Here is a 25,025-nt window from a genome sequence, read left to right on the forward strand (position 1 = left end):
TACAAACCAGCTATGAAATTCCCAAAACAAAAAATATACAAAGCACTCTTAATACTTGCATTAGTATTGGTAGTGCTTTTTTTAGGTTTTTACATTTTCCGTGATTCACTTCTCAAACAAGCCATCGCCAAAGTAACTAACAAAATGAACACGGAGTACAATAGTACATTTTCTGTAAAATCAGCTTCATTTGATGGTCTATCCGGCATAAAACTAACCAACGTGATTCTGGTTCCAAAAAACGCTGATACCCTTTGTCATATCGAAAAAATAGAAACCAGTATTAGTTTAGCTAATTTATTGATTGGTGATGTTCAAATTGGAACTTTAAAGATCAACAACGGTTATATTCAACTCGTCAAAAAAGGAGATATACGTAATTTTGATGCCTTCTTAAAAAAAGACAAATCAGATTCGGATAAAAATGAAAAGCGCAAATACGCCACATTTGCCTATCGCATAATTTCGAAACTCCTAAATCTGGTTCCGACGGATATGAAGCTCGAGAATTTAAATTTTAGAATTGATGATAATGGCAAAAAAACCTCAGTTGCTATCAATAAACTCGTTCTGGATAACAAACAGCTCGAAACCAACCTTCACGTTCAAAGCAAAGATTTTGACCAACGCTGGAATATAAAAGGTTTTGCCGATCCAAGAAATAAAAAGGCAGATATACGATTTTTTAATCTGGATACCGGCGCAATTCGCGTTCCCTACTTAGACGAACGTTACAATTTAAAAGCCAGCTTTGACTCGATCCGACTGAATGTACAGAACATCGAAAAAGACGGCAGCGAATTACACATAGATGGCTATACTTCTATCACTAATTTAAAAATCAATCATCCGAAAATTGCCAGTAAAGATGTCGTTATCAAAAATGCCCGTTTTGATTATCGTTTTTTACTGGGAGATAGTTTTATTTCGATCGATAGTAGTTCGACCATGCAATTGAATAAGATAAAACTTCATCCTTATGTCTCCTACGACACCGAGAAAGATACCGTTTATACTCTAAAAGTAAACATTCCGAAAATGCAGGCACAAAACTTTATCATTTCCCTGCCCGAAGGTCTATTCACCCATTTTGAAGGAATGGAAGCTGCCGGAAGTTTTGATTATAAACTCGATTTCAGATTCAACAAAAACAAACCAAATACGTTAGTTTTTGACAGCAAATTAAACAAAGAAGGTTTAAAAATTACCAAATACGGAGAAGCTGACCTAAACAAGTTAAATGGTGAATTTGTTTATCGCGCTATTATTCAAAACGTACTGCAACGTCCCGTTTTAGTCGGAAACGCAAACCCCAACTATACGCCTTTGGATCAAATTTCTCCTTATTTACGAAAATGCGTTTTAACAACAGAGGACCCTTCGTTCTTCTCCCATCGTGGTTTTATCAATGAGGCTTTTAAACAATCTATTTTAAAAAACATCCGAACCAAAAAATTCTCACGCGGCGCCAGCACTATTAGCATGCAGCTGATTAAAAACGTTTTCCTTACCAGAGAAAAAACACTTTCGCGTAAACTCGAAGAAATTTTGCTGGTTTATATTTTAGAAAACAATCGGGTTGTAAGCAAGGAAAGAATGCTGGAAGTTTATTTCAATATTATCGAATGGGGACCAAATGTGTATGGAATTGGAGAAGCAAGTCATTTTTACTTCCAGAAAAGCCCCGCCAATCTGAGTCTGAATGAATGTTTGTTTCTGGCTACTATCATTCCGAAACCCCGAAAATTCATGTATCAGTTTAACGATCAAGGCAATCTGAAAGACTTTGCCGTAAAAAATCAAAAATTTTTAAGCAATTTAATGTTACGTCGTGGAGTTTTGATTTCCGAAGACACGATTGGAGGTCTTTCTCCGGTTTATATTTCCGGCAATGCCCGTTCGTTACTTCGAATTAAAGCACCTGATTCTACCGCTGTCCAAACAGATTCATTAGCTATCGAAGAAGAATTTGATCTTTAAAAAAACATCGATTTCAAGGATCTTCATCAATTTTTGCCCTGAAATTGTTTCTACTTTTCACAAAAAATTCCACAAATTCCGCAGAAAAAATCTGTGTCAATTTGTGGAATTCGTGTTTAAACTAGTGACAGAAAAAATGAATTGTATAACGGCATTTTTAACTCTCTTTTATTCTTGAAAATAACTATTCCTTAAAAACAATACCAGGCTATAGCCTATAACTGCTGCATAACAGAACAAACTCAGAAATAGAAAGATGTTATTATACTGATCATCAAATTCTAATATCTTAAGAATAAAATACACACCCAATGAAAGTGTTCCAATTATTCTTAAAAACAGCCTTACTCGTTTCGTATTTATATCCATAATCATAAAATTAATGCTTACTGTCTAGCTTCTGCTTAATACCTGCCTTTATAAGACATTACAGACAAATATATAAATAAAGATGTAAAACGCTATCCTAATCTGAAGTAGCACTTCCTCTTTTTTCAAATCTCTCTATAAAATTACAACAGATATCAATAAAAATTCCACAAACTTTCACAGGCTAAATCTGTGTCAATTTGTGGAATTTGTATGTAATCTAAAATTTCTGACTAAGGCGCCGGATCCGGAATTATTGCCTGAATAGCATTTATTTCAGCTATAATTTCGCTCGATAACACTACGTCAATAGTATCAATATTTTCTTTTAGCTGTTCCATTGTTGTGGCTCCGATAATCGCACTGGTTAAAAACGGCTGCTGCAGCACAAATCCCATTGCCAATTCGGTTAAAGTCAAACCATTTTTCTTCGCAATTTCCTGATATAGTTTTGTAGCTTGTGTACATTGTTCGCTGTTGTAACGTGTGTACTGCGGAAAAAGATTGATTCTGGCATTTGGATGTGCTTCGCCCGTTAAAAACTTACCCGTTAAAACCCCAAAAGCCAACGGAGAGTAAGCCAATAATCCCACATTCTCGTACTTCGAAACCTCGGCAGAGCCCACCTCAAAAAGACGATTCAACAAACTATACGGATTTTGAACGGTTTTAATCCTTGGCAGATTATGATACTTGCTTTCTTCTAAAAAACGCATCATTCCCCAGGCATTTTCATTTGAAACCCCAATATGTTTTATTTTACCTTCTTTGATTAAACTGTCGAATGTTTCTAATACTTCTCTGAAATTATCTTCCCACGAATCGTCATGACCATTAAAAGATCGCTGTCCAAAACAATTGGTTTTTCGCTCTGGCCAATGCATTTGATACAAATCGATATATTCTGTCTGCAAACGCTTTAAACTGTTCTCTACCGCATATTTAATACTCGCCGGTGAAAAATCCCCCTTTTCACGCATATAAGTAAAAGCCGGGTTTGGCCCCGCAATTTTAGTCGCCAATACAACTTTATCACGGTTTCCTGATTTCTTAAACCAGGTTCCTATTATTTTCTCTGTACTTCCATAAGTTTCTTCACGCGCCGGAACGGAATACATTTCGGCAGTATCAAAAAAATTAACACCTCTCTCAAGCGCATAATCCATCTGCTGATGCCCTTCGGCTTCTGTGTTCTGTTGCCCGAAAGTCATCGTTCCGAGATTTATTTTACTAACTTTTATGTCGGTATTGGGTAAAGTTGTGTATTTCATATTTTTTTAAGTTGCTAAGTCACTAAGGAGCTAAGTTTCTAAGTTTTTCTTTAAAGTCTAATTATTCAAAGATACGATGCTATTTCTCAAATAGAAATTTAGCAAAAGTTAAAAAAATTACAAGATTTCTTTTAAGACTTCTGAAATATCGAGCTGCAAAAATTACAAGTCCTTACTCTTATAACTAAAGAAGGTTCAAAGTAAAACTTTGAACCTTCTCGAAAAAATCTTAGAAACTTAGCCCCTCAGAACCTTAGCTACTTAATTAATACTATTAAGCATCTCAGCGATTTCATCTAATCTTGGCGTTAAGATAATCTCGATTCTGCGGTTCTTAGCTTTTCCTTCCGGAGTTGCATTACTTGCTAATGGAGAAAATTCGCTACGACCAGCTGCAGTAAGTTTTTGTTTGTTGATTTTAGCGTTTTCACTTAAAATATTTACAATTGCGGTAGCTCTTTTGGTAGACAAATCCCAGTTATTTGCAATCGGTCCTGAACCTGCATACGGATCATCATCTGTATGTCCTTCAATTAAAACCGAAAGATCCGGATTATCTCCCAGAACTTTCCCCAGTTCAACGACTGCCTTTCTACCTTCCACACCAACTGCCCAGCTTCCTGAATTGAACAACAATTTGTTTTCCATTGAAACATATACTTTTCCGTTTTTCTGTTCTACGGTCAGACCTTTTCCTTCAAAACCGTTTAAAGCTTTAGACAATGTCTCTTTCAATTTACGCATTGCTTCTTCTTTTGCTGCGATCATTGCTTCAAGTTCATTCAGGCGGTTTGCTGTTTTATCCAGTCGAGCCTGTTCATCAGCCAATTTTTTAGATTTTGCCTCTAGTTGCGCCAACAGTTCACGATTTTTAGCCATGTTACTTTCTAAAGCATCGTTACTGTTTTTCTCTAAAGCATTATAAGAATCCTGAAGTACTTTATACTTTTTCTGCTGAGCAGCCAGATCCGCTTTTTGTTTTTCAAGATCTGCTTTAGTTCCATTTAAATCTTTTACTAAAGCATCACGGTCCAATTCTAACTGATTCTTTGCTTTTTGCAAACTCTCATTTTCATCAGCAATGGAACGATTTTCTTTTTTGAGATCCGAATATTTGGTTTCAAGATCGTTGTAAATTTTCTTGGACACGCAAGAAGTCATAGACATCGCTACGACCAATAATCCGATAGAGGCCTTTTTTATCATTTTTATTTTTATTTGGAGGGTATTAATACTAAAGTCAAAATTCAACACTAATGACAGTGTCAATGTTTAAATTTAAACAGCAATTCATTCAACAATAACAATACCACTTTTACTCTATTTCAACTAAAACGGGACAATGATCCGAATGAACGGCATCCGGAAGAATCACAGCTCGTTTTAACCTATGCTCCAAAGAATTACTTACCAGATTATAGTCGATACGCCAGCCTTTGTTATTCCCTCGGGCTCCTGCGCGATAACTCCACCATGAATAATGATGCGGATCTTTATTAAAATGACGGAAACTATCTACAAACCCGGATTTCATAAATCCATCTAACCAGGCACGCTCAGCAGGTAAAAAACCAGAAACCGTTTTATTACGAACGGGATCGTGAATATCAATAGCTTCATGGCAAATATTATAATCACCACATATAATCAGATTCGGAATCGTTTGTTTTAACTCATTAATATAAGTTTGAAAATCATCCATAAACATAAATTTATGATCTAATCTTTCAATATTAGTTCCTGACGGCAAGTACAGACTCATTACAGAGCAGTCGTCAAAATCGGCACGAAGGTTACGACCTTCAAAGTCCATATGCTGAATTCCAGTTCCGTAAACCACATTATTTGGCTTTGTCTTAGATAAGATAGCCACACCACTATACCCTTTTTTAGTTGCCGGATAATAATATTGATACGGATAACCAGCTGCAGTGATATCGTCAACCGGAATTTGCTCTTGCGTAGCTTTTATTTCCTGAAGACAAATCACATCTGGATTCGCTTGTTGCAGCCATTCGATAAACCCTTTGGTTATTGCGGCACGTATTCCGTTTACATTATAAGAAATAATTTTCATCAGCGTTTTTTTTAGGATTCCAAATGTAATAAAAAAGTGGAAAGTTTGCATTTGAAACAGCGAAAAGTAGAGTTTTTTGTTATCTTTGTTCGCTGCTCTAATAAATTAAAAATAGTACATGGGTTTAGTTACCGCGAAAGAAGTTGCAAAAGCGATAAATGTTGATAAGTACGGAGTTCTGGGTACTTTTTCGGGCTGGATTCTTATGAAAGTTCTTAAGATATCTACCCTTAATAAAATTTACGATCATAATAAGCATTTAGAGGATGTTGCTTTTTTAAACGGAATTTTGGATGAGATGGAAATCAAATTTGAAATTCCGGAAGAAGATTTAAAACGTTTACCGAAAGATGGCGCCTATATTACCATTTCAAATCACCCTCTGGGCGGAATTGACGGTATTTTGCTTTTAAAATTAATGCTTGAAAGAGAACCAAATTTTAAAATCATTGCCAACTTTTTACTACATAGAATTGTTCCGCTAAAAAAATACATCATGCCTGTCAATCCTTTTGAAAATCATAAGGATGCCAAATCAAGTGTGGTGGGGATTAAAGAAACCTTACGCCATTTAAGTGACGGAAAACCGTTAGGGATTTTCCCGGCCGGAGAGGTTTCGACTTACAAAGATGGAAAACTAGTGGTAGACAAACCATGGGAAGAAGGTGCTTTGAAGCTAATCAGAAAAGCCAAAGTTCCGGTTATACCTATTTACTTCCACGCCAAAAACAGTAAGTTGTTTTACTGGCTTTCTAAGATTGACGATACTTTACGTACTGCAAAATTACCATCGGAATTACTAACGCAAAAAGATCGTGTTATTAAAGTCCGTATCGGAAAACCAATCTCGGTAAACGAACAAAACGAAATCGAATCTTTTGAAGACTATTCTGAGTTTTTAAGAAAGAAGACTTATATGCTCGCCAATCCATTTGAGAAAGACAGCAAATTATTAGACACTGCAAGCTTAAAAATCCCGAAAGCACCTAAAAAAATTGCAACACCGGCAAATGAATCGAAAATGATTGACGAAGTCAATGCGTTAAGAGAAAGCGATTGCAGGTTATTACAGAGTAAAAACTACGAAGTGTTTTTTGCCCGTGCCAAGTCGATCCCGAACATCTTACACGAAATTGGACGTTTACGCGAAATCACTTTTCGTGAAGTGGGTGAAGGGACCAACGAATCTATTGACTTAGATCAATACGACCAATACTATCACCACATGTTTTTGTGGGACGACGAAACCAAAAAAATTGCAGGTGCTTACCGCATGGGATTAGGTTCAGAAATCTATCCGAAACACGGTATTGAAGGTTTTTATCTTACGGATCTTTTCAGGTTTGAACCGGAATTACACGATATGATGCATAAATCGATCGAAATGGGTCGTGCCTTTATCATCAAAGAATATCAGCAAAAACCAATGCCTTTATTCCTGTTGTGGAAAGGAATTATTCATACGACCTTACGTTATCCGGAACACAAGTATTTACTTGGCGGTGTAAGTATCAGTAATCAATTTTCTGACTTCTCAAAATCGTTGATGATTGAGTTCATGAAGTCTAACTATTACGATCCTTATATTGCTCAATACATTCACCCGAAAAAAGCATACAAAGTAAAATTAAAAGACGCTGATAAAGACTTTATCTTCGACGAAGCCGAGTCTGACCTGAACAAGTTTGATAAGATTATTGACGAATTGGAACCTGGAAACTTACGTTTGCCTGTTTTAATTAAGAAATACATCAAGCAAAATGCCCGTGTAGTTGCTTTTAACGTTGATCCTTTGTTCAACAATGCCGTAGATGGTTTAATGTACATTAGAATAGCGGATATTCCTGAAAGCACAATGAAACCTGTTATTGAAGAATTCCAAATAGAATTAGAACGCAAATTATCAGAGAAAGAAGATTAATTGCATCATCTATACAAACAAAAAATCCCATCTTAAAATGGGATTTTTTTATGCTTTAAAACGACTTAGAACCAGCCCTTTTGACCAACCTGATAAGTTTGATAAAACTCTTCATCAGTTCTTGTAAGATAGATTATTCCTTCTATAATACCTATTATACCTCCAATTCCGAATACAAATCCAAGAATAAGCTGGATAATTCCTTCCTTATTATATCCCAAATAGAATTTATGAATACCAAGAGCGCCTAACAAAATTGCTAAGATTCCCGCAACTACTTTTTTATTCTCTTCACGACGAACCGGAGGATTATTCCAATGTTCTGTTTTACTGTTTTCCATTTTTATAGTGTTTTTTAGTTATGCTAATTCAACTTTATGAGGATGGAACTCTTGGGTTTTAAAACCAAATCGACTGATGCAAAATATCATCAAAAGAGCTTTCTCTAACAAAAAGAACCAATCGTATCAAATGATAAAAGGCTAAAAAATAAGCCATATTGTAGGCTAATTTTCTATTGTACAGAAGCCCTGTAAAATATTCTTTTTTAGTAATAATTTCAGTTGTCAGTATAATGATGGTAAGCCAGCAAAACACAATAACAAAAGGTCCCAGTATATGGTAACTAAGAGATTTATAGATGTCGCCCTGATAGAAATAAACCAATGATTTGGTAATTCCGCAACCCGGACAAGGAAAACCGGTCACCATTTTAAAAGGACAAAATGACTGATCTGATTCCAGATGGTCATTATGATTGTCAAGCATTAAAAAAAACGGAACTATCAGTGTAATTGCTGCACCGATAATTCCGTAAATTTTACGTTTTGTTCTACTATTATTTGTATAATCTGTTGATATCACCTTGTACTATCATTGCTGCTGCAAAAGGGAAAAAGAACCCTAAAACAATTAATAAAGTTGATTGGTCTTTTTGAAGTTCCCCAGTTCTTTGATAAACTTTTGGCAATGCTTCTTTACCAGCCAAGTAATAAAAATAAATGTTTACAGGTGTACAACATCCTGCAAAAATTGCAATCGGCTGTGAGATAACTTCTTTACCTGCAACGGCATTTAAAACCTCAGATACTTTAATGTTCCAATAAATTAAGTATAATCCGCATGTTAAAAATCCAAAAAGCAATACCATAACAGGATCTACTTTGAATACCGGAATTGGTTCATTAAAATTATTAGACGTTTCTTTTAAATCGTTTTCCATTTTTACTAGTTAAAATTAATTGGTTATGTCCTACTCTTCGGATTTTCGGTTCCTCCCTATTTAGAAACAATATTATTAAAAATTAACTTTAAAAACTAATTATAGGCTAAAATTCTACAGAAAAGACTCGTTATTTAATTGTAAAAACAGTACTAAATCATTATTCTTCACCAACTAAGACTATGTATGAAAGACCGCTTTTATTTTGTCTGCAATTACCTGCGCCAATCGTTCGTGGCTTTCAAAAGTCCAGCCAGCAATATGAGGTGTTAGTAAAGCATTTTTGGATTCCAGTAAATACTTAAAAGCCTCCGGAGTACTTTCTTCCTGAAACAAAGTCTCGAAGGATAATTTCTCATACTCCAAAACATCCAAACCAGCCCCTAAGACTTTTTTATTCTTCATTGCTTCAACTAAATCTGCGGTTACAATGTTTTTACCGCGTGAGGTATTTATAATCCAAAATGGCTTTGCAAAAGCATTTATAAAATTTCCGTTAACCATTTTATCAGTTTCGGGAGTCCATGGAAGATGCAGGCTCAGCACATCGCTTTTTTGCTGCAATTCTGCTAACGAAACCTGTTTTGCATTTTCATCTCCTACGTTATCTAAAATATCGTAACACAGTACTTCGGTCTCAAAGCCTCGAAGTTTTTTAGCAAATGCTTTTCCCATGTTTCCATAACCAATGATTCCTACGGTTTTACCATCAAGTTCATGACCACGATTCCTCTCACGGTTCCAATGCCCTGCTTTTACTTCGGCATCTGCCTGATTCAGATTATTAAACAACGACAAAATCACTCCAAGCGAATGTTCTGCAACTGCGTTGCGATTTCCTTCGGGAGCAGCAATCAAATGAATTCCTTTTGCTTCGGCATACTCGCAATCGATACTTTCTAAACCTGCTCCGACTCTGGCAATAAACTGTAAGTTGACGGCATGATCCAAAAAAGTTTTGTCAATTTTAAAGCGACTTCGAATCACGATTCCGTTATAATTTTGGATTTTTGCTTCAATTTCTTCTTTAGAAGATTTGAAGTCAGCGTGGTTTTCAAAACCGGCATTTTCCAACTGTTGCCATAAAATTGGATGATTGCTATCAATATGAAGAATTTTTATGCTCATTGTATTCTATTTTATAAAACAAAAATACAGCTTATTCTTTATTTATGCCGTTCCTTAAGCACGCTGTTTCTACTATCTAATCTTAAAAAACGGAAAAGACAAATAGAAAAATTATTTTAAAGAAATTACCCACTTATTTGTTTGAGATTCCAAAATAAAAACATTAACCACTGGTATTAAAGCACTTATACACTAAAGTTCTCGAAACCTTAACATTATCAAATTATTTAATTTCATACATTTATGAATAAAATTAAACTTCAGAAAATAATCATGCCCCATTTTGCTTCATCACACATTGAGTTTTAAATAAGCAATTATATTTTAATCAATTAAACATCAGTAATTATGGCAACAAAAGATTTAACTATTATTTTGGTTCACGGCGCTTGGGGAGATGGTTCGCATTGGCAACATGTAATTCCGGGATTAGTAAAAGAGGAATATAAAGTACGAAGCGTTCAAAACCCATTGACTTCTTTACAAGATGATATTAATAAAACACAGGATCTGATTGATGCACAGGAAGGAAAAGTACTTCTGGTGGGGCATTCTTACGGAGGAGCAGTAATCTCAGGTGCAGGACATCATGATAAAGTTGTAGGTTTAGTTTACATAGCCGCATTTGCTCCTGATGCAGGAGATAGTCTGGGAGCCCTATTAGGACGCAGACCCGGATCAGGCGGAGCCAGTATCTATCCTGATCCAAAAGGTTTTTTATGGATCAAGTACGATGAGTTTCACGAAGCATTTGCTCAAGATCTGGACAAAGAAGCGACATTGATCTTATCACTGGCACAAAAACCTATTCATGGCCAATGCTTTGGAGATATCGCAGGTGAACCGGCATGGAAAACAAAACCAAGCTGGTATCAAATTTCCAATTTCGACAATATGATTCCGCCAGAAACAGAAAAAGAAATGGCAGAGCGAATCAATCCTAAAAAAATCATTCGCTTAGATGCAGGACACGCCTCGCTGGCATCACACCCTAAAGAAGTGACAGCCTTAATATTAGAAGCTGCTGCAACCCTCTAAAAAACACTCCAAACCGCCAATCAGATTGGCGGTTTTTTTGGTTATAAAACAATCCTAAACTCCAACACCAAGCCTCTTAATTTTTTATTCGTTAGTTTTTTTTTAACTTTGAAAATATAAGCCTTAAAAAAATCGCTTCTAAATTCTCTGAACTTTAATAAAAATGAAATTAACAAAAACTTTTAAAGCCTTCTTCAACAACGAAAAATCAGGAGGACTACTCTTGCTTTTTGTCACTATAATATCTCTCTACCTCGCCAATTCATCTTTTCAAACAGAATATATTGCTTTCTGGGAAAAAGAGCTCAACGGACATTCAATCACACACTGGATTAATGATGGCTTAATGACTATTTTCTTTTTATTAATTGGATTAGAGCTAGAAAGGGAGATTTATCACGGTGAATTGTCTAATATTAAAAATGCCTCTTTACCCATCATGGCTGCCTTGGGTGGGATGCTGGTTCCTGCCGCTATTTTCCTGGTTTTAAATTTTGGAACGGCAACTCAAAACGGAGCAGGAATTCCAATGGCAACTGACATTGCTTTTGCAATTGGAATTTTATCTCTTTTAGGAAAGAAAGTTCCTTCGTCGCTAAAGGTTTTTTTAACGGCTTTAGCCGTTATTGATGATCTTGGTGCTATAATTGTTATTGCCATCTTTTACACCACCTCAATAGCATTTGTAAATCTCGCAATTGCTCTGGGAATCTGGATCTTCTTATTTGTACTGAACCGCATGAAAGTTCAAAACCTGATTCCGTATTTAATTGGAGGTGTCGTAATGTGGTATTTCATGTTAAACTCAGGTGTTCACGCTACCATTACGGGTGTTATTCTGGCGTTTGTAATTCCGTTTGGAAATGGTGACGAAAATTCCACTTCCTATAGACTGCAGCACTTTTTGCACAAACCCGTTGCCTTTTTTATTCTGCCTTTGTTTGCTATAGCCAATACTTGCATCGCTATTCAATCAGACTGGCACGAAGGTTTAAATCACCCTAATACCTATGGAATCATTCTGGGCTTAGTGGTAGGTAAGCCTTTGGGAATTTTACTTTTCTCGGCTATTGGTGTAAGTATTGGATTATGCAGTTTGCCTAAAAGCTTAAAATGGGCTCATATTTTAGGTGCCGGCATGCTGGGGGGAATTGGCTTTACCATGTCTATTTTCATCACCATCCTAGCCTTTAAAGATCCGGAAACCATTATTTTCTCCAAAATTGCTATTCTGATCGCTTCTGTACTTTCGGGTCTTTTTGGATTGGTTTATCTGAAATATACAGTAAGCAGAAAACATGGTTAAATTCTAACACTATTGATTGACGATACATTTCTTCGCATAGAAATAACAAAAACCATAATAGCTGTAAAACAAAAATCCCAAATTCCAAGTTTTAGTAAATTGGGATTTGGGATTTTTAATATTGGGATTTCCTTGTCCTAACCCTTAATTTGTTTCAAAGAAGTCTTAATTCCTTTTATTAAAGACGAACTAAAACCATTATGTTCCATTTCGTTCAAACCTACAATTGTACAGCCCTGAGGCGTCGTAACACGATCGATTAATTGTTCCGGATGTACTTTCTCTTCCAGTAACATTTTTGCTGCTCCTTTGACCGTTTGAGCCGCAATTGCCAACGCGGTATTAGAATCAAATCCAATTTCAATACCTGCCTGCATAGAGGCACGAATGTATCGTAAAGCGTATGCTGTTCCGCAAGCACCAAGTACTGTTGCTGCATCCATTAATTTTTCATCGATAACCGGAGCAGTTCCCAGATCCTGAAACAAATCAACAATCGGCAATGCTTTTTCTCTGTCTTTTTCAGGAAAAGAGATGCAGGTGGCCGATTCACCAAATTGTGCTGCTATATTGGGCATAATTCGCACTACCGCAAATTCATTATTGGTTTTAGACTGAAGCATATCCAAAGATAATCCGCTTACGGCCGAAGCAATTGTTTTTCCTTTTATAACGGGTAAAATTTCTGCCAAAACAACATCTACCTGATAAGGTTTTATGGTTAAAATAACCACATCGGCTTCCTGAATAGTATGTTTATTATCTGAAGAAACCGTAATTCCATACTCGGCTAAATACTGGATACTGGCAGTGTTTCTTCTTGTGACGGTAATCTGGTTGTGTTTAGAGAATTTGGCAATTCCCAAGGCAATAGAAACCCCAAGATTCCCTCCTCCTATAATGTGTATTTTCATACTAGTTGTTTTTTGAATTATTTTTGGTTGATTAATAGCTCATTTTCCGCATGTAAATTACGTAGATTTTACAGATTTTAAATCACTGCAATCTTTCAATTTGTGGCAAAAATCTAAAAGCCAGGAATCATTTCGATTATTCTAAAAGGCTTATTCTATCAAACAATTTGCTAAAGGAACGCCGATGACACACATTTACAAAACTAAAAACGCGGATTAAAACGGATTTTAAAAAATAAAAAATAAAAGATCCGTTTTAATCCGTGTTTTCGCGATAGCGAATCCGTTTAATCCGCGTTCCTCTATAGACAATTTTAGTTAACAGCTCTTTATCCAAATTGCAAGCGACTTTCTTGAAATTTGTGGTCGCAATGAACAAATCTTGCACAAAATTTATGGATCTATATTATTCTTACAGCAACTTCCCTTTTAATAATAAAGAAGCAATAGTAAAATAGATAACTAATCCCGTTACGTCGACTAAAGTAGCCACAAACGGTGCTGATGAGGTTGCGGGGTCCAGTTTAAGTTTTTTCAATAAAAAGGGTATCATAGATCCCGAAAGCGTTCCCCATAAAACAATAAAAACTAAAGAAAGAGAAACTGTCAAACCAATTGTTAACCAATGTTCTCCATATTCATAAAGACCGGTTTGCTGCCAAACCAGAATCCTGATAAAACCAACAATTCCCAGAATAGCACCCAATAAAAAACCTGATGCGATCTCTTTCTTCATTACATACCACCAGTCTTTTAAGGTAAGTTCTTTCAATGCCATGGCACGAATAATAAGAGTTGCTGCCTGTGAACCTGAATTTCCTCCACTCGAAATAATAAGCGGAACAAATAAGGCTAAAACTACCGCTTTCTCAATTTCACCTTCAAAAAAGCCCATTGCCGAAGCCGTAAACATTTCACCGATAAATAAAACCACTAACCAAGTGGCTCTTTTTTTGACCATTTCGCCAAGACGTGTCTGAACGTATGGCAATTCAAGAGCTTCCAATCCCCCAAATTTCTGAATATCTTCGGTATCTCTTTTCTCGATTTCGTCTTTTATGACGTCAATAATATCATCAATCGTAATGCGACCCACTAAACGTCCTAGTTCGTCTACCACCGGAATTGCCTCCAGGTCATATTTATCCATTATTCTGGCGACTTCAACATCGGGTGTTTCTACGTTTACAGAGTACAGTTTTCTAATATAGATATCTGAGATTTGTGTTTTAGTAGATGTTGTTAACAAATCCTTAAGTGACAATCTTCCTTTAAGTCTGTTTTCATCATCAACAACATAAATAGAATGTACTCTGGAAACATTTTCTGCCTGAATACGCATTTCTTTTACACAAGTCAATACGTTCCAGTTTTCGTTGACTTTCACCAACTCTTTGTGCATGATACCCCCGGCAGTATCTTCGTCGTAACGCAATAAATCTACGATTCCTTTTGCGTGTTCTACGTCCTGAAGCTCCGAGATTACCTCTGCTTTTCTATCTTTTGAAAGTTCTCCAATAATATCTGCCGCATCATTGGTTTCAAGTTCATCCAGCTCTTCAGCAATTTCTTTTGGCGAAAGTCTGTTTAAGATTTGTTCACGCAAATCATCCTCTAATTCCAGAAGAATTTCGGCTGTTTTTTCGCTATCTAAAACTTTAAAAATATAAGTCGCTTCATCAATGTCAATTTCATCCAGAATTTCAGCGAAATCCGCATGGTGCATGTCATTTAATAAAATTTCAAGCTCCTTATTATTTTTAGCTTGGATGAGTTGAGCAATTTTTTTAATTAGCTCTTTACTGATTTTAAACTCCATCGGCTTCTATTTTTTGAGTCAAAACAATAAATTCTTCTACACTAAGTTGTTCAGGACGTTTATCAAAGATAGTGTCTTCTCGCAACTTATCGGTTAAATTTAATGTTTTCAAACTGTTACGTAATGTTTTTCGTCTTTGCTGAAAAGCCGTTTTCACTACTGTAAAAAACAACTTTTCTCCGCATGGAAGGCTATAGTCTTCCTTTCGGGTCATTTTCATCACACCCGATTTCACCTTGGGCGGAGGAATAAAAACGTTTTCATCTACTGTAAACAGATACTCTGTAGTATAGAAAGCCTGAGCCAAAACGGATAAGATTCCGTATGCCTTTGAGCCTTTTTTCTCGCAGATTCGTTCTGCAACTTCTTTTTGAAACATCCCCGAAAACTCCGGAATCTGATGTTTAAATTCTAAAGTTCTAAAAACAATCTGTGTAGAAATATTATAAGGGAAGTTTCCGATAATAGCGAATTGCTTGTTTTCGTAAACTTCATTAATATTGTATTTCAGGAAATCCTGAGAGATAATTTTATCTTTTAGTTTTGGATAATTCTCACCTAAATACGCCACTGATTCGGTATCGATCTCGATCACATGTGTATTAATTGGTTTGTCAAGCAAATACTTAGTCAACACACCCATCCCCGGTCCTATTTCTAAAACCTCATCATATCCGTTAAGGCTTAAGGTATCTGCAATTGCTTTGGCGATACTTTCATCCTTCAGGAAGTGTTGCCCTAAATGTTTTTTGGCTTTTACTTTTTCCATTCTCTTTTCTGAATTCTTAGATTATTAGACTATTAAATTTCTCGAAAAATCTAAGAAGTCTAATGATCTAAAAATCGTTTTTTAATGTTCTGAAATCACTTCTAACTCTGTTCTGAAAGAAAGCATTTTATCTGCAAATAATCCTAGTGCTTCTCTATGAAACTCGGGTTCATCTTCGATATAATAACGCTCCAGAGTCTCTTTACTATCTGTAACATATTGAACAGAATACGTAATTCCGCCCATTTCTTCCTCTATCATTACTCTGACAATTCTTGCCGAAGAAAACTTATGTGTAGCTAAAATTTCCGGTATGTGTTTTTCCTGCATCCATTTTAGCCATTGGTCATGAACGCTCTCGTGTATATTGGTGGTAACGTTGTAAATAATCATTTTTTTTTAAGGTTCTGAGATTCTAAGATTCTAAGGTTCTGAGTCATTTTATTCTCCGAATCCTTAAAAACAAATCATCATATTTCTAATTCTCTTTTTTTTGGAATTTGGAATTTACTTTTTGGACCCGAGCGATAGCGAACGGGCGAAGCAATTTACAAATTCTTGTCTCCTCTTAACTGTCGGTATTTTTTTCTGGCATCAACAAAATAGATACTATCCTGATGATTAAAAATTACCTTCTCATATAATGGCTTCGCCTTTTCTGCATCATGCAATTCATCATCGTAAATTTCTGCAGAGAAAAACAATGCTTCATCTACATAAATTCCGTCACCATGATGGTCAATAATCTGCTGATACTGCGCCAAAGCTGAATTGTAATCCTTCAGGCTTTCGTAAATCTTACCTAAACGCAACATTGTAACAGCTTCTATTTCCTGTCCTTTAAAGCTTTTCAATATCCCCAGAAACTGAGCAATTGCTTCCTGCTTTTTATTCTGGTACATTAAAAAATCACCTTTAGCAAACTGCTTTAACGCGGTTTGTGTTGAATCGGCAACCGTATTATCGTTAATCAGTAAAAAATACTCTAGTGCATCATTGGCAATTAATTGCGTATTTGCAGCTTTCAATTCTTTAAACTGTTTCGAAGCCCATTCGAAATCGCCTTTGTAATAACTCGTTTTAGCCGCTTTTAAACTCGCTTCATGCGCCATGACATCATTCTTCAAATCCAATTGAATCTGCGAATAATAAATCAGCGCCTGATTGAACTTCTCTTCTAAAAGCAGGATGTCTGCCAACTCCATCTTTGCATCAGCCTGCTGATAAGCATTCAAATTTAACTCCAACGCTTTCTTAATAATTTCCTTGGCTTCTTCGGTCTTTTTAAGATTAAAAGCCAGGAAATGCGCCTGAATTATTTGCAAAGATAAGGTAAAAGGAGTTATTTCATAGGTTGTAAGCAATTGTTGTAGCTCAGTACTGATAATTGTATAGTCTTTTTCCTGTGCTTTGTCGATTTTAATTTGCATCAGAGACGAATTTGTCTGAATGAGTAAATCAAGATCCTTGGTGTTCAGAAGGATAAAATTCAGGATTTCCTCCGCTGTATCGGTGTCATCCTCATTCAATGCAAACTGTCCTAAATTAACAATGCTCGAGAGCGATTCAGGTTCTCGTTTGTAAATTGCTTTTTCCTGAATGAAAGCTTTACCGAATTCTTTTTGCTGTACATAAAACCAGCTTAGGTAATGATTCCAGAACACATCCTGATCTTTTTGTGTTTTCAAAATCAAAGCTTTACGCATAGCATCTTTAAAAGCAGTATTATCCGTTTCTCCATTCATGAAACGAGATAACTGTGTCTGGATTAAATTAGCATTCTGTGGGTTTTTATATGATTCTGTCAGCAAAAGATCAATCATTTGATCGGTCTTCCCTAGCTGCCCGTACAACATCCCGATTTGAAAATTGAAATTATAATTAGGCTGTACCAGCATCGCCGTTTCATAAGCTCTTAAGGCATATTCTAGTAATACTTTTTTCTCGAAAGAATTGCCCACTCCGTAAACATCATTCGGATTGGTTTTGATTTTTTCGATCGCCTGTTCGTAGTAACTTTTGGCTTTGGCATCGTTTTTCTGCAGTTGAAAATTATAGCCCAACTCTACTAAAAAAACACCCTGCTTGTATTTATTGTAACGATCCTGAATTACTTTTTGTGCTCTTTCAAATTGCTGTAACTGCTGATAGCAATCGATCGTTCTTAAAAAATATTGTGTATTGGACGGTGCACTATTTAAAAGCTCTTCGTAACTGATTTTGGCTTTTTCAAAATCACCTTTATCGTAGTAATACTGTGCAAGCTGTTCATTCTGTGAAAATGCAAAAGTAGACCAGAACAAAACGATATAGATGATGCAGTTTTTCATATTTTAGTCTTTTTTTATATTCGGTATTGGTCTAATTTTCAACAGCTACTGAAAACGATGAAAGCAACTATAAGCATTTACTGCTTACTGAACGCCGTGACTATAAACTTTACCTTTTGATTTCCAGACAATCAATCCTAAACCAATCAAAATAAAAGGAATACTCAATATTTGCCCCATATTAATTGGCATACTATTCTCGAAGGCTTCCTGATTCTCCTTGAAAAACTCAATTATAAATCTGGCAAGAAACAATAACATCAAGAAATACCCGAAGATTAATCCGTCTGCTTTTCGAATTTTCTCTGATTTGTACATCGCATACAAAATTACAAAAATCAACAGATAAGCAAATGCTTCATACAGCTGTGTTGGATGCCTTGGAATCATATCATCTCTCTGAAAAACAACACCCCAGTTTCCATTGGTCGGTTTTCCGTAAATTTCAGAATTCATAAAATTCCCAAATCTGATAAAAGCTCCCGTAACCGGAACCCCAATTGCCATTTTATCCAAAAGCCACAAGAACTTAACTTTATACTTTCGACAATACAAAACCATTGCAATTAAAACTCCTATTGACCCTCCATGACTTGCCAGACCCTGATATCCAACAAACTTATAAACCCCAGCCACTTTCTGAATGGGTAGCAGAATTTCTATCGGATGTTGTAAAAAATAGGATGGCTCATAAAAAAAGCAATGCCCTAATCGCGCTCCCAAAATTGTTCCAACGATTACATAAACCAGTAAACTATCGAGATTGTCCAGCGAAAGATTTTCTTTTTTATAAATGTTTCGCACAATAGCATAGCCCAGTAATAATCCGCAGGCAAAAAAAGCACCATAATATTTCAACGGAAAACTATCAGTTATCCAAAAAATAACGGGATCTACGTCCCAATTCAAAATCCCTTCCATCTTCCTCTGTTTTTTTAGTTGTAGTTCTTAGTTTAAATTAAGAAACCTAACAGATTTTGAAACCTGTTAGGTTTAATCCTAAGTACTGTAAAATTTAGTTTATAATATCAAATCCGCAGTAAGGTCGTAACACTTCCGGGATTACGATTCCTTCCGGGGTTTGGTAATTCTCTATAATTCCGGCTAAGACTCTCGGCAATGCCAATGAACTTCCGTTTAAGGTATGTGCCAGTTGGTTTTTTCCGTCTTTGTCTTTGAAACGCAATTTCAAACGATTGGCCTGAAAGGTTTCAAAGTTCGAAACTGAACTGATTTCTAACCAACGGTCCTGTGCAGTAGAAAACACTTCAAAATCGTAAGTCAAAGCAGATGTAAAACCCATATCACCACCACACAAACGTAAAACGCGGTATGGTAATTTCAATTCCTTTAAAATATCTTTTACATGTTCTACCATTCCATCTAATGCTTCATAAGACTTCTCAGGGTGTTCAACACGTACAATTTCTACTTTATCAAATTGGTGCAAACGGTTTAATCCACGTACGTGAGCTCCGTAAGAACCTGCCTCACGACGGAAACATGGCGTATATGCGGTATGTAAAACTGGCAATTCGCTTTCGTTTAAAATCACATCACGGAACAAATTCGTAACCGGAACCTCAGCCGTTGGAATCAAATACAAATCATCAACTGTTGAATGATACATTTGTCCTTCTTTGTCCGGTAATTGTCCTGTTCCATATCCTGAAGCTTCATTTACCAAATGCGGCACCTGGACTTCATTGTATCCGGCAGCTGTATTTTTGTCTAAAAAGTAATTGATCAAAGCACGTTGCAAACGAGCTCCTTTTCCTTTGTAAACCGGAAATCCTGCTCCTGCAATTTTTACACCCAGTTCAAAATCGATGATATCGTATTTTTTTACCAATTCCCAGTGAGGCTGTGCACCTTCGTGTAAAACCGGAATATCACCTTCCTGAAAAACATTCAAATTGTCATCTGGTGTTTTTCCTTCCGGAACAATATCAGCTGGAAGATTTGGTAAAGTATATAATTTATTGGTTAATTCGGCAGCTAAAGCTTCTGCTTTTTCACCCAATTCTTTGCTTTTTTCTTTTAAGGAAACTGTTTTTTCTTTTAAGATTGCAGCTTTTGATTTCTCTCCTGCTTTCATCAATTCCCCTATATCTTTGGATAATTTATTAGATTCAGATAAAGTGTTGTCTAATTCTACTTGTGTTGCGCGACGGTTTTCGTCTAATTGCACCACTTCTTCAACAACGCTTTTAGCATCGATATTTCGTTTTGCTAAAGCCTTGATTACTTTCTCCTGATTCTCTCTAATAAATGCGATTTGTAACATAGCTTGTTTTTTATAACTATTGTATTTTTTTATAATGGAAGCAAATTTAAGGAAATGTTTCCTAAGATCACGACAAAGTTGATTCTAAAGTTATTTCGGAGGTTATTACTCAGAGATACACGAAATATTTGCAGAGATGCGCAGAGATTATTCTTTACTCTTCACTCTTTACTCTTCACTCTTCACTCTTTACTCTTTACTCTTCACTCTTTACTCTTTACTCTTTACTCTTTACTCTTTACTCTTTACTCTTTACTCTTTACTCTTTACTCTTTACTCTTTACTCTTTACTCTTCACTCTTCACTCTTCACTCTTCACTCTTCACTCTTCACTCTTCACTCTTTAATCACCTTAAAAGTCTCCGCTGAATTTTCACCTGCAACTTTAAGCACATAAAAACCCGATGGCAAACCCGAAATATCAATTTTTCCGTCTGTACTTTTTCCTTTTAAAACAGAAACCGATTCGAAACTAAAAAATTCATAATCAAAGTTTTCAACACCAAAATCTTTTACCGAAACAACTGTAGTCGCAGGATTCGGAAAAGCAAAAGGTTTTTTCTTAATTACAATTTCCTGCTGCGTATTCTGGCAGGCACTTTCTAACAAAGAAGACAAATCTGTTTCATCATAAACTAAAGTATAATTGAGCTCTTTTGCTTTTTGAAACCATTCGCAGGCTTTTTTGTATTTATGTTGATCCAGATAAATAATGCCGAGATTTTTCATGGCATACGAATTGTTTTTGTCCATTTCTAGTGCCGATTTCAAATCGGCAATTCCCTTCTCTGATTCTCCTAACTTATGATAAATCAAACCACGAGTGGTCCTTAAGTCTCTGCCCCCGTAAGCCGTAGTTCTTTCAACAATTGCTTTTTCTGATACAAAAGCTAAGACTACATTTTCCATTGCCTTCTCATATTCTCCAGTATCACTGTACAATCGCGCAAGTCCCCATCTGGCATGTGCATGGTTCGGCTTTACAGCTACTATTTTCTCCAGATAAAAGCGGGCCAAATCATACATCTTTCTGCGCTGCAGCAACGATGCAAAGTTGTACAAAATACGCAAATCGTCAGGAGCACTCTTTATTGCTTTATTGTAATAGTGAATAGCAAAATTATCCATTTCGCGTGAAGCATAAAGAAACGCTAATCGGTCATATAGTTTGCTTCTAAACAAATCCTTCTTTTGTTCTAAAGAATCTGTCAAAACGATACCCTTATTTTTAGGATCTTTATCAATCGAATATTCTACCTTTTTCAGATCTTCAAGAGCTAAAGTAATATTGCCAAGACTCACGCTTAATACGCCACGGTTGTACAAATCATTAACTTTTGTAGGATTGTAATTGGTTTTAATATTGATTTCGGTAAGCAGTTTAAGAGCCTTTTTTACCGTTTCTTCCCTGTCTTTGTTAAACGGCAGTTTATGATCCGTTCTGCTTATTTGTTTTCCATGCGAAAAATTCCAGGTTACCAATTTCTCTCCTTGTTGATTGTATTGAAAACAATCAGAATCTTTTAGTCCTTTTTCATCATAATAAAAAACCTCATTCAGCTTTCCATTCGAATAATAGGTTTTGGTGCTGTCCGGGTTCTTGTCCGGACCGTACCAAATTTGTACAGAAATTACATGATCGTCATAATAATATCGGGTAACATTATCTCCTGTATCCGTACTCTTTATCTGACCCGATAAGGCGACAGGCAAAAACAAAAAGACAAAGGTTCTTTTTATAAACATGGAAATTTGTTCTCTCAAAATTTTATTGATTAAGCAGAAAATGCAATTTTGGGTAAATTTATTTGTTTTCTATCAATAAAGCTTTCAATTCATCGGTTTTTAAATAAGCCGCAAACCTGCCAGATAGCAATAAAACTTCTCTTTCTTCTGGCGTAATTCTTAATTTGGTCTCAACATGCGAAGCGTACTCGTACAATAATAAAATCTGGCTGGCAGTTAAGCCCTTAAACTTTTCCCGACTTAAAGTCGCGACAATGATTTCACCATCCTTATCTTTCTTAAAAGAATCTTCACCAAACTTTTCTACTAAATCCTGTTTAAAATTACCATAAAGTCTGACCCAGCTACCCGGCTCATCGTTGGTGTTTTTTAATTCCGTAACCAAATCTTCATAATCCTGATTCTTTTCAAGCCTTAACAGGTGATCCCGAATGGTTGTAAAACCGATGATCTGATAATTGGTAATCGGGATTTTATAACGTTCGAAAATATTTTCTACATCTTTATCAAAAGTCATGTATCGGGTTTGAACCGTATATAAAGAAGCAGTTTCAAACAATGAGATCAATCTGATTTTGGCGTTTGTGATGTAGGGTGTCTTTTTTCCTTGTCCCAGGCAATCTATAAAAAGAGCTTTTTTATTAACCTCTTTTACTTTTGTATCGTCATGCAGTAACTCAATTAGCGTTTTATACCCCATATTGTCAGAAGCTCCGCCATCGACAATACACAATATTTTATTCTGATCTTTCACGCCGAATTTTACTTTCGGAAGCACACCCGGAAAAGCCGAACTTGCAGTAATAGCATAAGTGACCGGAAAATTATAACCGTCATTGATCTCATTTTCATTCAGTGCAATCGAAGCTTTATTGGGCGCTAAAGACGAATTTAGATTTAAACTTCTAATAATATGAGGCATAAACGGAATTCGTTCGCCATTATTAAAAGCCGTTCCGTTGGCCACAAACATGGGCAAAACGGGAACTGATTTGCTGTCTTTTGAAACAAAAAAATCAGACATCAGCATTTGAGAATTAAACTTGTTGGTGTTATCCGGATTTATAACGTCGTATTGCAAAATATCCGAATCAATACGCTGTGTCATCGATATTCTGTCGCCTTTCTCATTTCGGCTGTTGTTTAGTAATGACAAAATATTGGCCGATTTGTCGACATAATCTTTGTACGCGTCTGCCTTTGAAAAGTAAAATTCATTGAAAGAGCAATTTTCCTGATATAGTTTATTTTTCAGAATGGTCAGATAGTATCCTGCCGAAAAACAGCCTCCGGAAACGGTAGAAAAATAATCAATTTCGTTCAGAAAATTACGTTCCGAATTGGCTTCCTGAATTTCTTCCAATCCTAAAAGCACGCCCATACTAAAAAACTGTGCCCTCGAACCTCCGCCCGAAATACCAATTCCTAAGGCAATATTTGGGTTTTGAAATTTTTTATCACGCTCCTGAACTGACTTATAATCGCTTAATGAAACGGAAGGAATCGAATTGTAATTGATTTCAGAAAAGAGGTTTATTTTATTCTGAGACAACCCAATCTGAAAGCAAAGAAAAAGCAATATACAGCCGAACCCGTGTTTCATTTTTTTTCTTTTAAATCCTAAATCACTGAACGCTAAAATAATGAAGTTATTTCACAAAGTAATGTGAACATCTCACAAAGATTCTTTAATAAAATTAGTCCATAATCTTATTAACCCAAATGTTTTATACTGAAAATCAAAGATTAAAATGGTTGCAAAAGCTTTGCAGCTTCACGTCTTTGCGAGACTAAAAATTAGGCTCTCTTAATCTCATGTCCTACAAATTCCTCCAAGGTCGCAAACATATCATCTACAGAAAGAACTTCAAAATCGGGATGATTTTTTAAGAAATTAGCATTTAAAGTAACCAGATTTTCTTCTAATTCATAAAACGTATCGTTGTTCAGCAAATCACGTGTTGGATTTACGCCTTCCAATTTTCCACTTACGAATTTATTAAGCTTTACACTGCTCATCAATTTGACCTTTTTGCTTTGCTGTTGGAACAACTCCAGGTGTTTTTCGGCACCAATTAAAATCAGACCTTCTTCGATAAGTTCGTTTAATTCTTTATTCCAACCTGACTTATAGACAAACTGAGCAAAATTCCCTTCGGCATATTGCGAATAGTAATAATCTAAGTAATAACTCATCAGGGCATCTTCATGAATAAACTCGTCATCAACGCCTTCTTCACGCATTAAATTGATTACCGAAATATTAGAGTGAATCACATCCTGAAGATTTTCACTGTTCATTGCCGTTTCAGAAACTATTATTCTACCAAATTCCTCCATTTTGTTTTTGTTTTGAGATTGATTTGCAAATTTCCGTTAAATTAAAACAGAAAAGAAACACATTTTGATTTATATAACATCTAACTCATCACTATTCTTCTTTTCATTCATTTTTGCTACTAAAGCTTTCAAGCATAATGCCTGTGCTTTTTCTCTTCCTGAAACTTAGCCTTTTTTCGTTTTAACAATTTGATATATAAAGCCTTGTTTTTGCCATTTCCTCAAGTCCTTTTAGATTGTTTTCCAATACTTTACTTTGGATTGCAAATTTCGAAGAAATAATAACATAAGCGACAATATTTTCTTATCGCGACAAAACGTACTATTTACTGTCATTCCTAATACAATCTCATCCTGATAAAAATATAATTTTGTGAGATTTTTTTGAATGAAAAAAAGCTACTTTAGCATACTTAAAAAACGACCAACTTGATCTAAAATCTAAAGAAAGGGAAACTTCCGTTATCCAAAAATGAAATTCAGATAATTGGTATGTTCAATAAACAAA

General features: G+C 35.7%; 21 protein-coding genes. 4 read left to right on the top strand and 17 right to left on the bottom strand.

Annotation, left to right across the window (positions count from 1 at the left end; genetic code table 11):
* Nucleotides 1–12: 12 nt before the first annotated feature.
* Nucleotides 13–1,980 carry a transglycosylase domain-containing protein gene (locus AC3IS6_RS04385; RefSeq protein ID WP_489163831.1) on the top strand — a complete coding sequence of 656 codons (1,968 nt, stop codon included), beginning with the start codon at nt 13–15 and terminating at the stop codon, nt 1,978–1,980.
* Between the two features lie 602 nt (nt 1,981–2,582).
* Here AC3IS6_RS04385 and AC3IS6_RS04390 read toward each other — a convergent pair.
* The 3 genes from AC3IS6_RS04390 to AC3IS6_RS04400 form a co-directional block, all read right to left on the bottom strand.
* The gene (locus tag AC3IS6_RS04390; protein ID WP_489163833.1) at nt 2,583–3,620 is read right to left on the bottom strand and encodes an aldo/keto reductase; all 1,038 of its coding nucleotides are present in this window, start codon (nt 3,618–3,620) and stop codon (nt 2,583–2,585) included.
* 261 nt (nt 3,621–3,881) lie between these two features.
* On the bottom strand, nt 3,882–4,826 hold the full coding sequence (locus AC3IS6_RS04395; RefSeq protein WP_489163835.1) for an OmpA/MotB family protein: 945 nt from the start codon (nt 4,824–4,826) through the stop codon (nt 3,882–3,884).
* Between the two features lie 109 nt (nt 4,827–4,935).
* A complete protein-coding gene (locus AC3IS6_RS04400) occupies nt 4,936–5,697 on the bottom strand; it encodes an exodeoxyribonuclease III (protein WP_263362210.1) in 762 nt (253 codons plus the stop codon).
* Nucleotides 5,698–5,815: 118 nt separating this feature from the next.
* Between AC3IS6_RS04400 and AC3IS6_RS04405 the strand changes: the two genes are divergently transcribed.
* Entirely contained in the window at nt 5,816–7,618 is a 1,803-nt protein-coding gene (locus AC3IS6_RS04405; protein ID WP_173964640.1) for a GNAT family N-acyltransferase, read from the top strand.
* Between the two features lie 65 nt (nt 7,619–7,683).
* Here the strand turns inward: AC3IS6_RS04405 and AC3IS6_RS04410 are convergent, their stop codons facing one another.
* The 4 genes from AC3IS6_RS04410 to AC3IS6_RS04425 all read right to left on the bottom strand — a co-directional run bounded on the left by AC3IS6_RS04410 (nt 7,684) and on the right by AC3IS6_RS04425 (nt 9,968).
* Nucleotides 7,684–7,959, bottom strand: coding sequence for a TM2 domain-containing protein (locus AC3IS6_RS04410; protein ID WP_173964639.1), 276 nt, complete (start codon nt 7,957–7,959; stop codon nt 7,684–7,686).
* A 58-nt stretch (nt 7,960–8,017) separates the two neighbouring features.
* A complete protein-coding gene (locus AC3IS6_RS04415) occupies nt 8,018–8,482 on the bottom strand; it encodes a DUF2752 domain-containing protein (protein ID WP_489163838.1) in 465 nt (154 codons plus the stop codon).
* Nucleotides 8,457–8,840, bottom strand: coding sequence for a DUF4234 domain-containing protein (locus AC3IS6_RS04420; protein ID WP_173964637.1), 384 nt, complete (start codon nt 8,838–8,840; stop codon nt 8,457–8,459). Before AC3IS6_RS04420 ends, AC3IS6_RS04415 begins: the two co-directional genes overlap by 26 nt.
* 180 nt (nt 8,841–9,020) lie before the next feature.
* Nucleotides 9,021–9,968, bottom strand: a complete 948-nt coding sequence (locus AC3IS6_RS04425) for a 2-hydroxyacid dehydrogenase (RefSeq protein WP_489163840.1) — start codon at nt 9,966–9,968, stop codon at nt 9,021–9,023.
* 348 nt (nt 9,969–10,316) lie between these two features.
* On the opposite strand from AC3IS6_RS04425, the gene AC3IS6_RS04430 reads away from it, so the two are divergent.
* Entirely contained in the window at nt 10,317–11,006 is a 690-nt protein-coding gene (locus AC3IS6_RS04430) for an alpha/beta hydrolase (RefSeq protein ID WP_489163842.1), read from the top strand.
* 163 nt (nt 11,007–11,169) lie between these two features.
* A complete protein-coding gene (gene nhaA / locus AC3IS6_RS04435) occupies nt 11,170–12,312 on the top strand; it encodes a Na+/H+ antiporter NhaA (protein WP_489163844.1) in 1,143 nt (380 codons plus the stop codon).
* Nucleotides 12,313–12,449: 137 nt separating this feature from the next.
* Here nhaA and proC read toward each other — a convergent pair whose 3' ends face one another.
* The 10 genes from proC to AC3IS6_RS04485 form a co-directional block, all read right to left on the bottom strand.
* Entirely contained in the window at nt 12,450–13,226 is a 777-nt protein-coding gene (gene proC, locus AC3IS6_RS04440; RefSeq protein ID WP_489163846.1) for a pyrroline-5-carboxylate reductase, read from the bottom strand.
* 412 nt (nt 13,227–13,638) lie between these two features.
* A complete protein-coding gene (gene mgtE, locus AC3IS6_RS04445; RefSeq protein ID WP_489163848.1) occupies nt 13,639–15,045 on the bottom strand; it encodes a magnesium transporter in 1,407 nt (468 codons plus the stop codon).
* Nucleotides 15,035–15,814, bottom strand: coding sequence for a 16S rRNA (adenine(1518)-N(6)/adenine(1519)-N(6))-dimethyltransferase RsmA (gene rsmA, locus AC3IS6_RS04450; protein WP_489163850.1), 780 nt, complete (start codon nt 15,812–15,814; stop codon nt 15,035–15,037). The genes mgtE and rsmA overlap by 11 nt, the downstream gene beginning before the upstream one ends.
* Before the next feature lie 81 nt (nt 15,815–15,895).
* Complete coding sequence (locus AC3IS6_RS04455) at nt 15,896–16,207, bottom strand: DUF4286 family protein (protein ID WP_489163852.1); 312 nt, start codon at nt 16,205–16,207, stop codon at nt 15,896–15,898.
* A 155-nt stretch (nt 16,208–16,362) separates the two neighbouring features.
* Nucleotides 16,363–18,144 (bottom strand): tetratricopeptide repeat protein, encoded by a 1,782-nt coding sequence (locus tag AC3IS6_RS04460; RefSeq protein WP_489163854.1) that lies wholly within the window; start codon nt 18,142–18,144, stop codon nt 16,363–16,365.
* Nucleotides 18,145–18,228: 84 nt separating this feature from the next.
* Entirely contained in the window at nt 18,229–19,065 is an 837-nt protein-coding gene (lgt, locus tag AC3IS6_RS04465; RefSeq protein ID WP_489163855.1) for a prolipoprotein diacylglyceryl transferase, read from the bottom strand.
* Nucleotides 19,066–19,159: 94 nt separating this feature from the next.
* On the bottom strand, nt 19,160–20,431 hold the full coding sequence (serS, locus tag AC3IS6_RS04470) for a serine--tRNA ligase (protein WP_489163856.1): 1,272 nt from the start codon (nt 20,429–20,431) through the stop codon (nt 19,160–19,162).
* Nucleotides 20,432–20,767: 336 nt separating this feature from the next.
* Nucleotides 20,768–22,195, bottom strand: a complete 1,428-nt coding sequence (locus AC3IS6_RS04475) for a tetratricopeptide repeat protein (RefSeq protein WP_489163857.1) — start codon at nt 22,193–22,195, stop codon at nt 20,768–20,770.
* A gap of 40 nt (nt 22,196–22,235) precedes the next feature.
* On the bottom strand, nt 22,236–23,780 hold the full coding sequence (locus AC3IS6_RS04480) for a patatin-like phospholipase family protein (RefSeq protein ID WP_489163858.1): 1,545 nt from the start codon (nt 23,778–23,780) through the stop codon (nt 22,236–22,238).
* A 194-nt stretch (nt 23,781–23,974) separates the two neighbouring features.
* Entirely contained in the window at nt 23,975–24,517 is a 543-nt protein-coding gene (locus AC3IS6_RS04485) for a DMP19 family protein (RefSeq protein ID WP_489163859.1), read from the bottom strand.
* Nucleotides 24,518–25,025: the final 508 nt, after the last annotated feature.

The sequence above is a fragment of the Flavobacterium sp. KH_035 genome (genome assembly GCF_057839565.1).